At 45.5% G+C, this 13699-nt stretch carries 14 protein-coding genes; 3 read left to right on the top strand and 11 right to left on the bottom strand.

What is annotated here, in order from left to right; genetic code table 11:
• Nucleotides 1-81: 81 nt before the first annotated feature.
• The 8 genes from BLS69_RS27990 to BLS69_RS27955 form a co-directional block, all read right to left on the bottom strand.
• Nucleotides 82-1641 carry a glycoside hydrolase family 32 protein gene (locus BLS69_RS27990; protein ID WP_091038471.1) on the bottom strand — a complete coding sequence of 520 codons (1560 nt, stop codon included), beginning with the start codon at nucleotides 1639-1641 and terminating at the stop codon, nucleotides 82-84.
• A 42-nt stretch (nucleotides 1642-1683) separates the two neighbouring features.
• Nucleotides 1684-2514, bottom strand: coding sequence for a carbohydrate ABC transporter permease (locus BLS69_RS27985; RefSeq protein WP_371129106.1), 831 nt, complete (start codon nucleotides 2512-2514; stop codon nucleotides 1684-1686).
• The gene (locus BLS69_RS27980) at nucleotides 2511-3395 is read right to left on the bottom strand and encodes a carbohydrate ABC transporter permease (RefSeq protein WP_091038470.1); all 885 of its coding nucleotides are present in this window, start codon (nucleotides 3393-3395) and stop codon (nucleotides 2511-2513) included. The genes BLS69_RS27985 and BLS69_RS27980 overlap by 4 nt, the downstream gene beginning before the upstream one ends.
• Nucleotides 3396-3541: 146 nt before the next feature.
• Entirely contained in the window at nucleotides 3542-4867 is a 1326-nt protein-coding gene (locus BLS69_RS27975) for an ABC transporter substrate-binding protein (RefSeq protein ID WP_091038468.1), read from the bottom strand.
• Between the two features lie 160 nt (nucleotides 4868-5027).
• A complete protein-coding gene (locus BLS69_RS27970) occupies nucleotides 5028-6008 on the bottom strand; it encodes a LacI family DNA-binding transcriptional regulator (RefSeq protein ID WP_091038467.1) in 981 nt (326 codons plus the stop codon).
• Between the two features lie 92 nt (nucleotides 6009-6100).
• A complete protein-coding gene (locus BLS69_RS27965) occupies nucleotides 6101-6544 on the bottom strand; it encodes a FixH family protein (protein ID WP_165980420.1) in 444 nt (147 codons plus the stop codon).
• 19 nt (nucleotides 6545-6563) lie between these two features.
• Nucleotides 6564-7013, bottom strand: coding sequence for a disulfide oxidoreductase (locus tag BLS69_RS27960; protein WP_091038463.1), 450 nt, complete (start codon nucleotides 7011-7013; stop codon nucleotides 6564-6566).
• A 127-nt stretch (nucleotides 7014-7140) separates the two neighbouring features.
• The gene (locus BLS69_RS27955; RefSeq protein ID WP_091038462.1) at nucleotides 7141-7491 is read right to left on the bottom strand and encodes a winged helix-turn-helix transcriptional regulator; all 351 of its coding nucleotides are present in this window, start codon (nucleotides 7489-7491) and stop codon (nucleotides 7141-7143) included.
• Nucleotides 7492-7616: 125 nt separating this feature from the next.
• Here BLS69_RS27955 and BLS69_RS27950 point away from each other — a divergent pair, with 125 nt between their 5' ends.
• On the top strand, nucleotides 7617-8249 hold the full coding sequence (locus BLS69_RS27950) for a nitroreductase family protein (protein WP_091038461.1): 633 nt from the start codon (nucleotides 7617-7619) through the stop codon (nucleotides 8247-8249).
• A gap of 62 nt (nucleotides 8250-8311) precedes the next feature.
• Here the strand turns inward: BLS69_RS27950 and BLS69_RS27945 are convergent, their stop codons facing one another.
• Complete coding sequence (locus BLS69_RS27945; RefSeq protein WP_371129105.1) at nucleotides 8312-9940, bottom strand: copper amine oxidase N-terminal domain-containing protein; 1629 nt, start codon at nucleotides 9938-9940, stop codon at nucleotides 8312-8314.
• 330 nt (nucleotides 9941-10270) lie between these two features.
• On the opposite strand from BLS69_RS27945, the gene BLS69_RS27940 reads away from it, so the two are divergent.
• Together BLS69_RS27940 and BLS69_RS27935 are read left to right on the top strand one after the other, a co-directional pair.
• Nucleotides 10271-10477, top strand: a complete 207-nt coding sequence (locus BLS69_RS27940; RefSeq protein WP_017692174.1) for a hypothetical protein — start codon at nucleotides 10271-10273, stop codon at nucleotides 10475-10477.
• A gap of 199 nt (nucleotides 10478-10676) precedes the next feature.
• Nucleotides 10677-11786, top strand: coding sequence for a stalk domain-containing protein (locus BLS69_RS27935; protein WP_256332442.1), 1110 nt, complete (start codon nucleotides 10677-10679; stop codon nucleotides 11784-11786).
• Nucleotides 11787-11908: 122 nt separating this feature from the next.
• Here BLS69_RS27935 and BLS69_RS27930 read toward each other — a convergent pair whose 3' ends face one another.
• Complete coding sequence (locus BLS69_RS27930) at nucleotides 11909-12565, bottom strand: hypothetical protein (protein ID WP_091038458.1); 657 nt, start codon at nucleotides 12563-12565, stop codon at nucleotides 11909-11911.
• Between the two features lie 35 nt (nucleotides 12566-12600).
• Nucleotides 12601-13653, bottom strand: coding sequence for a hypothetical protein (locus BLS69_RS27925; protein ID WP_091038456.1), 1053 nt, complete (start codon nucleotides 13651-13653; stop codon nucleotides 12601-12603).
• Nucleotides 13654-13699 lie beyond the last annotated feature (46 nt).

Here is a 13699-nt window from a genome sequence, read left to right as displayed (position 1 = left end):
GCCTCCAATATTTCTTGATAAAAAAAGAATAAACCTTGAAGTATACTTCAAGGTCAAGGCTGTATTATAGAAAACATTTTATCAAGGAATTCGTATATCCCATTTGCAAAGTTCGGTCAACGTACACGTTCCGGACGAGAAAGCCTTAATACCTGTTGAGTTCGGCCCAGGATATATTCGCCCTGTCATTACCTGCTCTCCCTGCTGAATGAACACCTCAACGGAGCTGACATCCATAAAAATATGAAGTTCCAGTTTCCCGTCAAGCAGTTCCACTGTCGCAGCTCGTTCTCCGCCCGGCCCTTGTCCGGCCTGCTCGCGATTTAAGCATAAACGACGCTGCTCTACATCATAGGAAATCACAGTTTCTTCATCTTCACCCGTGCGCAGCTTCAACCCGAAGTGTCGTGCCTGTTCCGCTTCGAATACAGCATACAGTTCGTAACGGTCTCCACTAATTCCAAGATCAAAATCATGTTCATCATCAGTTAAATGTATACCATACTGCTCGGTGCCTTCCAACCTGTACTGTGTAAGTTCGGGAAGCGGCTGGAATATCAATCGTTGTCCCCTGCGAATGAGTTGTCTCGGCAAGGTCATCGCTCCAGCCCAGGCATGAGACTGTTGTGTCGGGATTTCCGTTTCCCACGTATCCATCCAAGCCACCATGATTCGTCGTCCCTGTGCATCCTCCATCGTCTGGGGCGCGTAAAAGTCGAAGCCACAATCCAGCGGAACGTACTGCTCGTACTTCAGCACACCTTGGTCTTCATCCAGCGTTCCCATCATATAAACGGTCGAATGCAAGTTGCGATAGTTATCTCCCTGAGCAGGCATGCGCTGCGGAGACATGATCAGCACATCTCGGCCATCCAGTGTGAACAGATCGGGACATTCCCAATTGTCACCAAGCGTCCCGTCACTCTGGGCCATAATGTTAACATAACTCCAATCCAGCAAGTCCGTTGAACGGTATAACAGAATGACACCTTTGCCCGCAGCATCATTCGAGCCAAGGACGCAATAGTACACACCGTTTCGTTCAAACACTTTTGGATCACGAAAGTCCTTGGGACTGGTATGCGCTGGGATTTGATCCAGCCGAATAACCGGATTCATCGCGCTTTTGACAAAATCAATCCCATTGTCCGAGACAGCGATATTCTGTGTCTGCAAGTAATCGTTATCCTTGTCGGGTCCAGTCACGACATGCCCCGTGTACATCAGCACCAACTTGCCATCCTGCACGATTGCACTTCCGGAGAAACACCCTCCACTGTCGTAGCTCTGATCAGGTGCCAGTGCAATAGGCAGATAAGACCACGTAACCAAATCACGGCTCACCGCATGGCCCCAGTGCATCGGCCCCCATACCGGTTCGTAGGGATAATGCTGATAGAACATATGATACATCCCACCGAAGTATATGAAGCCGTTGGGGTCATTCATCCAGCCCACCTCTGGCATCAAATGATAGGCCATTCGATAGGTTGGATCAACCTGATGTCGATGTTCCTTGATATATGCGTTGGCCCGGGCGAGTGTATAACTCTCTTTCGTTTGAGCCGAAGAACTCGTCAGTCCGGGGTCTGTCTCTTGCCTTGTGTCTATTCCCTGCTTCTCGTATCGTTCCTGATTCATATGTCCTTCACTCCTGTCTCTCTCTCTATCACCCAACTGAACTTATTTGATAGCCCCTTGCATGACCCCCTGAATAATGTACTTCTGCGCAAACAGATAAACGATCAGGACAGGCAGCAGGGTCAACACCAGACCAGCCATCAATGGACCGTAATCCACGGTGTATGTCCCATAAAAATAAAACGTGGACAGCGGCAACGTTCGCTGCTCGGATGAAGTCAGCACCAGGGAAGGCAGCAAAAAATCATTCCATATCCACAATACATTCAGCACGCTAATGGTTACGGTTGTTGGCAGTAACACCGGCAGTACGATGCGAAAAAAGGTTTGCACTCTGCCACAGCCATCCATTAGAGCCGCTTCTTCAAGCTCCAGGGGAATACTTTTGATAAAGCCATGGTAGATAAATACGGCAAGCGGACTGCCAAAGCCAATATACATGTAGATCAGCGACCACTTGTTATCCAGCAGGCTGAGCGAGCCGTATATTTTAACCAGCGGAATCATAATGGCCTGGAACGGAATAATCATCGCAGCTACCATCAGGAAAAAGAGATACTGATTCATTTTGCTTTTGTGACGAACAAAGTAATGTGCTGTCATCGCCGCAAAAAGAGCAATCAGTAATACACCTGCAATGGTAATGAGCAACGAATTGCTGAAGGCGGATACATATCCCATTTTGTCAAACGCATTGACGTAATTATCGAATTGAAAGGAGCTTGGCAAGCCCAGCGGATCGGAGGTAATTGTCTGGTTAGCCTTGAACGAATTGACGATCAGAAGTACAAAAGGAAATACAAACAAAATCATCACAACGATTAATGCAATAAACTTCATCCAGTTGAGAATGCGTGATTGTCCAGCCATCATGCCTCGACCTCCAGTTTTTTGCTGAAATAGACCTGGAGCAATGTAATGGCGGCTACAAGGATAAACAGAACAAAGGCTTCTGCCTGACCCAATCCGTAGTCACGAGCAAGAAATGCCTGCTCATAAACATGCATGGATACCATCTCTGTGCTCTTGAAGGGCCCGCCACTGGTCAGGGAGACGTTCAGATCATACACCATGAATCCCCGTTGCAGTGACAAAAAGATGCATACAATAAACGAAGGAACCATCAGTGGCAATACAATGCGCGCCAACATTTTGCGCTTACTTGCCCCATCAATGCTGGCTGCTTCCATAACATCCTTCGGCACATTCATTAGTCCTGCAATGTAGATAACCATCATATAGCCGGCATACTGCCAAACGGTCACCACAATGAGTGCCCAGAACGCTTTATCCGGGTCAGCCAGCCAGGAGGTGGAAAACAGAGTAAGGTTCATTTTTTGTCCTGCAAAAACGAGTACCTGATTAAAAATAAACTGCCAGATGAAACCAAGCACGATTCCGCCCACCAGATTCGGCAGGAAAAATCCGGCCCGAAACCAGCCCTGTGCCTTCATTCCCCGAGTTACAGCGTAAGCGAGCAGGAAGGCAACCGCATTGGTCAGCACAACGGTAATAAATACGTACTCCAGCGTCATCCCGAATGATTTCCAGAACACGGTGTCCTTGAACACACTGATATAATTATCCCAGCCAACAAAGCTTTGATCGATGGCAATGCCATCCCAGTTCGTAAACGTCAAATAAATACCATACAAAAATGGAATAATCATCACTGTAGCAAACGCAAATAATGTCGGGCCAGTAAAGATCAGGCGGGTGCGCAGACGTGTCCATAATCCTTTTTCGGTCAGCATTGTCAACCTCCACTCTATCCAAATGATTAGCCTAACGGTTATGCCGGAAACAAGTTGAACAGACCTCATGTGGAAGCTGTACATTCATCATCTCCGGCTACCGCAAGTCTCTCTCTATGTGCTGCGCAGGGCTAAGATTAATTCCTTTATTTCACATTGCTCCAGTATGCCTGAATTTCGCTGGCAAGCCCGGCACGGTCAATGACATCAGCCAAGTATTTCTGCATGGATGCACCCAGTTTGGACCAGTGATCCGCAGGAAGTGTACTCATTGATTCCTCGATTTTGCCTGCCTTGATGTATTCACTAATGGATTTGCCAAGCGGATCGGTTGGCTCCAGTGTAATGTTGCTGAATGCCGGAATAATACTGGCTTGATTCACCAGGAAATCCTGACCTTTTTCGTTATAAACAATCCAATCCAAAAATTTCTTCGCCGCTTCCTGCTGCGCTGGTGTGCTCTTTTCCTTATCCAGCAATATTCGTTTGGATACAGCAGCAGAGATTTGCGTATTACCGAAATCATCCGGATTATTGCTCACAGGTACTGGGAGGAAGCCATAATTTCCATCTGCTGTATCAAAGCTTGAAATTTGTGGCCATGCCCAGTTGCCCTGGAACCAGATGCCAACCTCACCCTTGCCAAGCACCTCAGGTCCACGCTCATAAGTTCCGGACAATGGAGAAGCCTTGTCAATATTGTAGGTTTTCATCAGATCAAATGTATCTAACAAGCCATTAAACACGGCGTTGGAAGCAAGATCCACTTGACCAGCCTTCAGATCAGTAATGAATTGATCCACCTTCGCACGGTCCGCCGACTGCCCACCATATGCAAGCCCCAGATAATGCGCACCAAGCGACCAATCCATCGGAGATACAATCAAAGGTGATTTTCCAGTAGCAGCAATCTTTTGGAACAGCTCCTCAAGCTGTGCAGTGGTCTGTACAGACTTGGGATCGAATGTCCCACCTACTGCCTGATCCAATACATTCTGGTTATAGATGAATCCATATCCTTCAATAGAGAACGGGAAGGCATAATTTTTGCCATCAAACGTTGTAGCCGCTGTGCTGTTCTCCACAGCATCCTTCATCCAAGACTCGGATGTGAGATCCAGAACACGATCCTTGAATTTCTCGACATCCCCTGTGTCCAGCATCATCATCGTTGTAGGGCTGCCGGAGGCATACAAAGCAGACGCTTTTTCAAACGGAGACTGTCCACTGCCTACAGGTACAATTTCGAGTGTGATATTTGGATTTTCGGCATGGAAGTCTTTAGCCGCTTGCTCCAGCTGATTGTTAATTTCCGACTTGGAATTGAGCATCGTGATTTTGACACTCTCACTGCTGCTCCCCTCCGAGGAGGAGTTGGACTCCGTCGCTGCTTTACTTCCACATGCCGACAATACAAGCATCATAATCAATGACAATACCAATAATTTCATCCATCTCTGTTCTCTTTTCATATTGTTATGTCCCCCGATCAATAGTTTAAAAGGAAACGCTTACAAGTCGAATTATAATGTCAAAGGTTTGACATGTCAATCGTTTGACATACCATTTTAAAAAAATATCGCGCCTTGATTTTTACATTGCAAAAGGACGAATATGAAAAAACGACCTGTATCAGGTCGTCTCTCTCTCCACGATGGTAACCGGCAAAATATGCTCCATTTCGATCTTCTCTTCCGCGAGTTGGCGCCGAATCAGATCAATCGCCAGTTTAGCCATGGCCTCCACCGGCTGCCTGATCGTTGTAATGCCAGGCACCGTATACGCTGCCGCACGACTGTCATCATAACCTATAATAGCAATATCGTCGGGTACCTTGCGCCCACCTAACACGATCTGCTTCAGCGCATGCACCGCCATCAGATCACTCGTTACAAAGAGCCCATCCACCTCGGGGTGTTGTGCAAGTAGCTTATCCACCAATTCCGTATACTGATGCTGATCAAACACATTCAGATCGGTTTCATGAATCATGACCGGTTTGACTCCATGAGCCTGCAATGTATCAACGAAACCTGTCGTCCGGCGATTGGACAGCATTTGCAATTCCAAATTACCGCAGATATGTGCCAGATTCCGTCTGTTCTTCGAGAGCAGCAATTCAGCAGCCATAACCCCTCCCTGATAGTTATCAGATGAGATAAACGGGATGTCTTCACCGATCTTACGATCAAAGGTCACGATTGGGGAATGCAGATTCATATACTCATCAACTTCCAGTGTATGACTTCCCATAATAATGCCATCCACGCGATTACCCTTAAGCATTTCCACATATTCACGCTCTTTGGAAGGGTCCATGTGGGAATTGCATAACATAATTTTAAATCCATTCTGGTAAGCATGATACTCAACATAGCTAGCCAGTTCTCCAAAAAACGGATGGGATACATCAGGAATAATCAAGCCTATAACATTGGATTGTTTACGCAGAAGAGAACGGGCAATTTCATTGGGTCGATAGTTAAGTTCGTCCATGGTTTGATACACTTTGTCCCGAGTCTTCTGACTGATATATCCCCGGTTGTTTAATACACGCGAGACGGTAGTTACAGAAACTCCTGCCCTGAGTGCAACATCATGAATAGTTGCCATAACACCCTCTTTTCCTACAACATTCTTCATACCTTTAACATTATAAACCCATTGCTAACCCTGAACCAAACCCTTGGTACCCGCCCATTGCTTCATTCCGCTACAATTCTCGCTCTCGGCATGCTATGCATAGCTCCGTGCGTAACATGGACCTGTACCACATACGTACCTGGTTCTTCAAAGGTATGCTGGATTTCATACAGCCCTTCCTCTGACTCATTGGCAGTAATAGCCCCCTGATTCTCCAGTTCGTCCGCTGTCATCATACCTTGTTCCGGAGATACAGAAGGCGGATCATCAAGCTCATTCCAGATCTGGAATTGCACATGGTCAGCCTGACTTAACGGTGCATCTCCCTGTGTAAGCTTCACCTGCAACCGTGTTGGTTTATGAAGAGAAGTCTTCTCTGGAACGTCAAGTTTCACTTTAATCATCTCTGGCATCTCGCCTGATTGTGACTGTTCCTCATAAGAGCATCCCACCGTCAGGAGGAGCAGAATTATGAAGGGCATGAACCAACGAGCTTGTCCGCTCATCACCATCTATCCTTTCTTATTAAGAAGATTTTGGTGTTTTGCCGATACCCCACAGCATCACGATGATGATCATAAAGGCGATCAGTGCCAGTAATGGAATCGTGATGAAACCAAACCAATTCAAATAGTCGGTATAACATGGAACCTTACCGCACGCGACGGCATTCCCTGTAGCCGAAAAAATACGCTGGATTGTTACATGATATAACGAAATGCCGCCACCGACGAAACTAAGTGGGAGTACGTATTTGGTGATGCCCACGTCATCCTTAAAGTAGGCAATGCCCAGCAAGATGGTTAGTGGATACATGAATATACGCTGGTACCAGCATAGATCACATGGAAGATATCCCTTAATCTCACTGAAATAGAGACTCCCCCCTGTTGCAATAACGGAAACGGCCCAAGCAACAAATAACCGGGTATCCACATTTCTCGCTGGACGCTCCGATTTTGATGATGTACTCATTCCTATGTCCCCCCTCTTCATTTTGCTTATACCAAATTATCATACCTCATTCTAGACTCCATCGGCTATTCCAGCTGTTATGTAGGTCATTACCCGATGATTATACCAAATATTTGAACTTTTGGGTTCATTCATGGTCACATTGAATATGTTCATCCTGCTCCATACCTTTGGTCCTTGCGTACGTATTGCCCCAGTCGCACATCGTGTTCAAGACCGGAACGAAGGATCTTCCGAGATCAGTTAAACTATATTCTACTTTTGGCGGGACTTCCTTGAATATTTCCCTATGAACGAGGCCATCACTCTCCAACTGTTTCAATTGGTCGGTTAAGACCTTTTGTGTAATTCCAGGTATCAATTCATAGAACTCCTTAGTTCGAACCGATTGTTGACTCAGAAAAAAAAGGATAAGACACTTCCATTTCCCGCCAGCGATATCCATGAAAATATTTATTCCGGTATTATATTTAACCAATGTGCCGTCCCTCCCCAATAGATACTTTAAAGTGGCTATCCCACCTTTTTGTGCGTTATTTTCTCATTTGTTAATGCCTACTATAATTCAAGGGAGTCCTAAATAACAACGATGGAGATGATCCCATGAGTGTACAATCCGTTTTGGAACAAAGGCGTTCCGTTCGACATTTTGATTCAAATTATACGATACAGCCAGAGACTTTGACTTCACTCATTGCTTCTGCAAGCAAGTCACCTAATGGGAATAATATTCAAGCGACCCGGTATCTTATTATTGATGACCCTGATTTACGGAGCGCATTACTACCTATAGCTTACAATCAACAACAGGTGATGGATGCTTCCGCTTTGATCGTCATGTTAGGGGATTATCGAGCATTTGAAGCGGATAATATTATCAACATTCACGAAGAAGGCTTTCAGTCGGGCTATTTTGATGCATCACTCAGAGATTATCTGGCGAATGCTGCAATACAATACTATGCAAATAAATCCGATGAAGAGCTGAAGTTGGAATTAACCCGAGATGTAAGTCTAGCATCCATGTCATTCATTCTGCTCGCCAATGAGGCTGGTTTCGAAACCATCACGATGTCAGGTTATGATTCCGCTCGATTAAAAGCAAGCTTGAGTATTTCTGATAGATACTTGGATGTCATGCTGATCGCTCTTGGTAAAGGTACGAAAAATGGACATCAAACGGTACGTCACCCCGTTCATCAAATTATGTATCGAAACACACTGACCCACTTATGATGAACAAAAAGAGCTGCCGTATGGGGCAGCTCTTTTTGTTTTAATCTTATTTTACTTTACTATTACATGGATTTGGTCAGCGTAATGGAACCATCTTTTTGTGCCCATTTCACGTCCCAGTTCAGAAGTTCAGCAATGAAGCGCAGGGGTACTTGCGTACGTCCATCTTTGTTAACAAATACCGTTGCACCCACGTTTTTCTTCACGCCGTTCACTTCCATAACGTTATTGTTCACCCAGAATTCAAGCGTATCATCGCCAGCCATTACCGTTACTTGTTGTGCCTTTTTGTCCCATTTCACCGTTGCACCAATACCTTCACTCAAGAAACGCAGTGGAATGTATGTTGTGTTTTTCCAAAGCACTGGTGTGGTGTCCATGTTGGTTGTTTTGTCGTTAATTTTCAGCATTTTGCTGTTCAGTTGCATCCACACCGTTGTCATTTCTGGCGCTGGTACAGGTGTTGCTGGCTCTTGGAATTTGTCATTGAATTGAGTCACGATGGCATTACCAAGGGCTTGACCTACACCAAACATCACTTTGAAGCCTTCACGATTTGTTGTGTAAGAAGCATCATAGTTACCTGCTGCATATTGATTCAATACGTTTTGTACTTGATTTTCATGCGTTGTCAGCGCTTGTTGTCCTGCTGCTTTTGGCAGATTGCCAGCTGTTGCTGAATCCAGGAATGTAGCGAACTCTGTTGTAAATCCATCAATACGTTTCTCTACTGCCGCACGAGCCGCAGCATCGTTGTTTTTAACAGCTTTTACATAGTCGCTTTGTGCATTAACGTGGTTCGTTACCCAAATTTTCTCGAAAGCATTGGCACCATCGTTACCGTAAACGGAAGCAATCGCTGCTTTGAAGTCAGCTGTGTTTCCAGCTTCAGCTGTAATCAGTGCGTTGGAAGCGGCTGTACGTCCATCAAATTCCTCTTGCATTTGCAGAGCCGAAAGCGCAAAGTGTTCGGAAGCCAAGTGGTTGAGTGCAGATCTCAGATCGGCTGCTTTTGTATCCGCTTTGGTATTTTCGAATTTCTCAGGCATTTGTGTAGTAATGGCTGTGGAGAGTGCCTTACTTACGTCGAACATTTCTTTGAAACCTTCACGGTAAGCCTTGTATGCATCAGCGTAATCTCCAGCTACATACTCATCGAATACTTTTTGCACGAGATCTTCATGTACTTGCAGCGCCTGTTTGGCTGCTGCTTTTGGCAACTTGCCTTCGGTAGCTGTGCTCAGGAATGTGGAGAACTCATCCACAAAACCGTTGATGTTTGCTTGTGCTTGTTTGATTCCAGCCTGGTTGCCCATTTTGGTTGCTTTCACCAGATCATCTGTGTATTTGTTATGAGCACGGAAGATGCGTTCGAATTCTTTGGCACCTGCGTCACCGTATAGGGAAGCGATTGCTGGTTGCATATCCAGTGCATTCTGGTCGAGTGCTTTGTAAGCTGCATCTGCATCTTTTGCTCCGTCATATGCTTTTGCCATTGCTGTTACTGCGAGTGCAAAATGCTCGGACAGCAGGTGGTCCAGGTTTGCTCTCAGGTCAGCCGCCGGTGTGTTCACGGATGCTTTCATCATTGTCATTGGTGTCTGTGGTGCGGAAGCTGCTCCAGCGATCCCCGGCATCAACAGTGTCAAGCTAAGTACAGGTGCGATAAACTTCTTCATTTTCATTTTCATTACGTGTTCACTCCTCGATTATGTTTTGTGTATAATTTCTTTCCTCGTCGTTGTCTTCATAGGGTGTAACGCAGGGTTCTCTATTCTGGATCACTCTGTGGGCAAAAAAAATTCGCAACCTTCAGTGAAGAAAGCTGCGAATGCCTGTTGTATCAAGGTTTTTTAATATTAAAAAATAATAAAATTATAGTGATCTTTCCGATCCAAGACTACATACATACTGTAAGACAAATACTTCATTTCCCTTATTTTCTCAAATGAATCTTACATCAAAGGTTAACTTGAAGTACAATAAAGACATATCATATTATTCGCGAAGGAGGTCCATTCATGACCTGGTTGCCTTATGTTTTAATTGTGGGTATTGCCTTATTTGGAGGTATTGCTACCATGATCATCGGAAATTCGAAAGCCAATCAGACCAGCAACCCCGAATATGACCGCCGCACAAAGCAAAACCTAAGCAAACTCTCCTATGTATATGTTGGTGCGATTGTCCTTGGGTTTGGCGGACTAATCCTCTATCTTTTTAACTAAAATGTTTCAATTCGGCAAAGAATACGTTCAAACATGCCAAGCAGCTTCAGTTTTCGTTCTACATTCTCCGTATATATACACATGTTTACAAGTTGGAGATAATTCAGAATTATTCTGGATATGTTCGGGGTTTAATATAAAGCCATAAGGGACAGCGAGCCCATTAAACAAACCAAACCCCAACTTGAAGGAGAGATATATGATGAAAAAAAACATGAAGAAATCCGTAGCAACGATGATGGTACTGGGCATGACATTAACAGGAGCAACGGGCGTATTCGCCGGAACGCAGCTGGAGAAAATCTCCGCATATCTTAACCATGGAATCAGCTTTAATGTTGATGGCGCGGCTTATTCACCAACGGATGGCAATGGCAACAAACTTGCTCCAATTACCTATAACAACTCTACTTATCTGCCCGTACGTGCACTTGCCGATGCACTGCATGTACCAGTATCCTACGACGGCAAAAAAGGACAGGTCATTATCGGCCAAGCTACCAGCAATCCAGCAGCCTTGACGAATGTAACGTATAGCGCAGCACAAAAAGAGGCCATTCAAAAGGCTTTTGCACAATTCGATGGGTTCGAGACAGCTTATGCCCCTCAGCAGATGATCGCAGGTGACACGTTCAAAAGTGTAGGTGCGGGTGGCGACGGTGTTAGCTTTATTTTTAGCCATATGAAAGTGGATGTATCTCCAAGAGATTATTCGGACGGCTATACGAGCAAAGACGTGAAACTGTCCAATGGTGTTGTCGCCAAATGGTATACACCAGATCAAACGGGCATGCTCACGTTCCGACTGGATGATCGCTACGTTACGCTTAGCTCCCCGGATCATAAGCTGAGCCAAGCTCAGTTGCAACAAGTCGCTGTCTCTGTTCAGAAGGCAACTGGCAACAACGATCAAGGGATCACTGCATTTGCAGATGTGAACTATAGCAAACAACAATTGGATAACATTCGTAAGGCATTTGCGAAGTTTGACGGTTTCACCACAGCCTATGCTCCACAACATATGGTTGCTGGAGATACGTTCAAAAGCGTAGGTGCAGGCGGTGATGGTGTAAACTTTGTTTTCAATCGTATGAATGTCACGGTATCCCCTAAAGACTACTCTTTCAGCTATGATGGCAAAACGGTAAAACTGCCTAATGGCGTATCAGCCAAATGGTACACACCGGATCAAACGGATATGCTCACATTCAAGCTGGATGATCGTTATGTAACACTCAGCTCATCAAATAACCAACTGACTCACACTCAACTGGAGCAAATGGCGGTATCTGTACAAAAAGTGAAATAAACAAAAATAAACACACATCATTTCGGTCCCACTCTATGAGTTGGGGCTGATTTGATGTGTGTTACGTATGCTCAAGCTCTGCTACAAAGACCTCTTCCTGTTCGTCTGTCTCTATCCTGCAATTAACTCTCTGCCTTGTTCATGACTTGGCGAAGCCAGTAATACCGATGCAAGTCCATGATGAAGTGAAACACGACAAAGGCCAGCATAATGTATACACACATTAGCACAACAGCCACAGTCTGTAGCGTAACAAAGGCCAGTGAAATATTGGCCAGAAGATATGCTCCGCCCGTAATCATCGTTAATGTGGCTACAGGCACACCTGTGCTTTTATCCCTTTTTTTACGCTGAGGGGGCTGCTGCAGCTTACGCAAACGAAACTTCACGTATTGGAACAAAGCAAAACCATATACCGCAAATGATCCAATAGCGTACCAAGGTGTCGTCAGACCCAATGTCCCGTAGGCAAACTTCTGTATAATCACCATAAATCCCACAGAACAAACGATGCCAAATACGCCTCGGAACAATACATAATTCAGTTGGAGTCTGCGTGGGGCAGCAATGAGGGCAATCGCCCATATATTCATAAAGGCTAGCGGTGGCACGAGAATATACGCATACAGCGATTGGAACGGGACACTGAACACGGGAATAAGCAGAAATACGTTAAGAAAAAACAGGACAAGTATGCCTGCACTCAGCCGAATACTATCTACTGCATAGATGACATAAGGTGAATCCTCATACGGATTTGAACGTTTATTGTTCGCCATTATAACTCTTCCTTGATAGATACGTTTCGTCATGACTACAATGCCAGTTCAGCCAAACGAACAACCCTGCGATAGACCATCGCATCCATCAAATCCTCCCAATCGAGTTCACTGGCATTAACGTCTCGATAATAGACCGCAGCAGCAGGCAAGAAACCAACCAGCGGCCCTGTACCACCACATATCAGGCTACCGCCGTCTCCTCCTTTGGGCATTACGTCTCCACCCGAATCCAGTGTAAGCTCATATTTGTAGGGATCCCCATTAAATTGCACCCCGAAGAAATTTGGCAGTTCCAGATCATAAGGACGATCATCCTTTTCTTCAACCTGCGAAGAGGCCGTCTCTGCCGATCCCTCCACAATCTCATCCATGCTTTCCAGACTTCCAAAGTGCTTCAATCTCATCGTATAGTCGAAGCTGTCACCCCAGGGAAATAACGTGCGACAACCGCCGCCATAGATATACTCCCATTCGTCTTCGGTCAGCAAACCAAAACCCGCCGCAGCTTCCTCCCTCACGACGTCTTCCAACTCGATTCCTTCGTTGAACCACAGGATTCGGACTCCATTCTCACTTTGGCGAATCAGACGAAATTGTTGATGCAATTCATATTCACGTATTTCCGATTGCTTAAATTGCTCCAGGGCTGACGGGAAATCAGGATCTTCCTGTGCAAATGCTTCCTCCTCGGACACTTCAATCCAGCCAAGCGAGATCAGTTCGCATTCCACGAGCATAGGCGCAATAGTAACTTCTCTCACAGGTGACATTTGACTCGCCAGAAACGAATCCACGTCCTCAACACCATACTCACTGACCGTTTCATGCAGGTCGGCTGATGTCTCTTCGTTCATACCATGCTGCCAACGATCCCAGCCGAGTGTTACTTGATCTCCAGGCACAAACACAAATCTCAGCCCATCCTCCCTAAATACACCTGTTTCCATCCGCTGACCGAATCGTTCAAATGTCTCGAGACCCTCATATACCATACCGTCTGGTAACTGACGAACGAGCTTACGCATCCAAGCCTCTTTGTCCTGAGCGTTCAACGCCTGCCACATGTCTCGTCTCAATGTTTCCATAACTCTCCCCACCTTTCCTTATACACTTTCACTTCTCTAAAATGCT

The sequence above is a fragment of the Paenibacillus sp. CF095 genome (assembly GCF_900101225.1).
GTDB lineage: Bacteria > Bacillota > Bacilli > Paenibacillales > Paenibacillaceae > Paenibacillus.
This window is presented reverse-complemented; position numbering and strand designations above follow the sequence as displayed.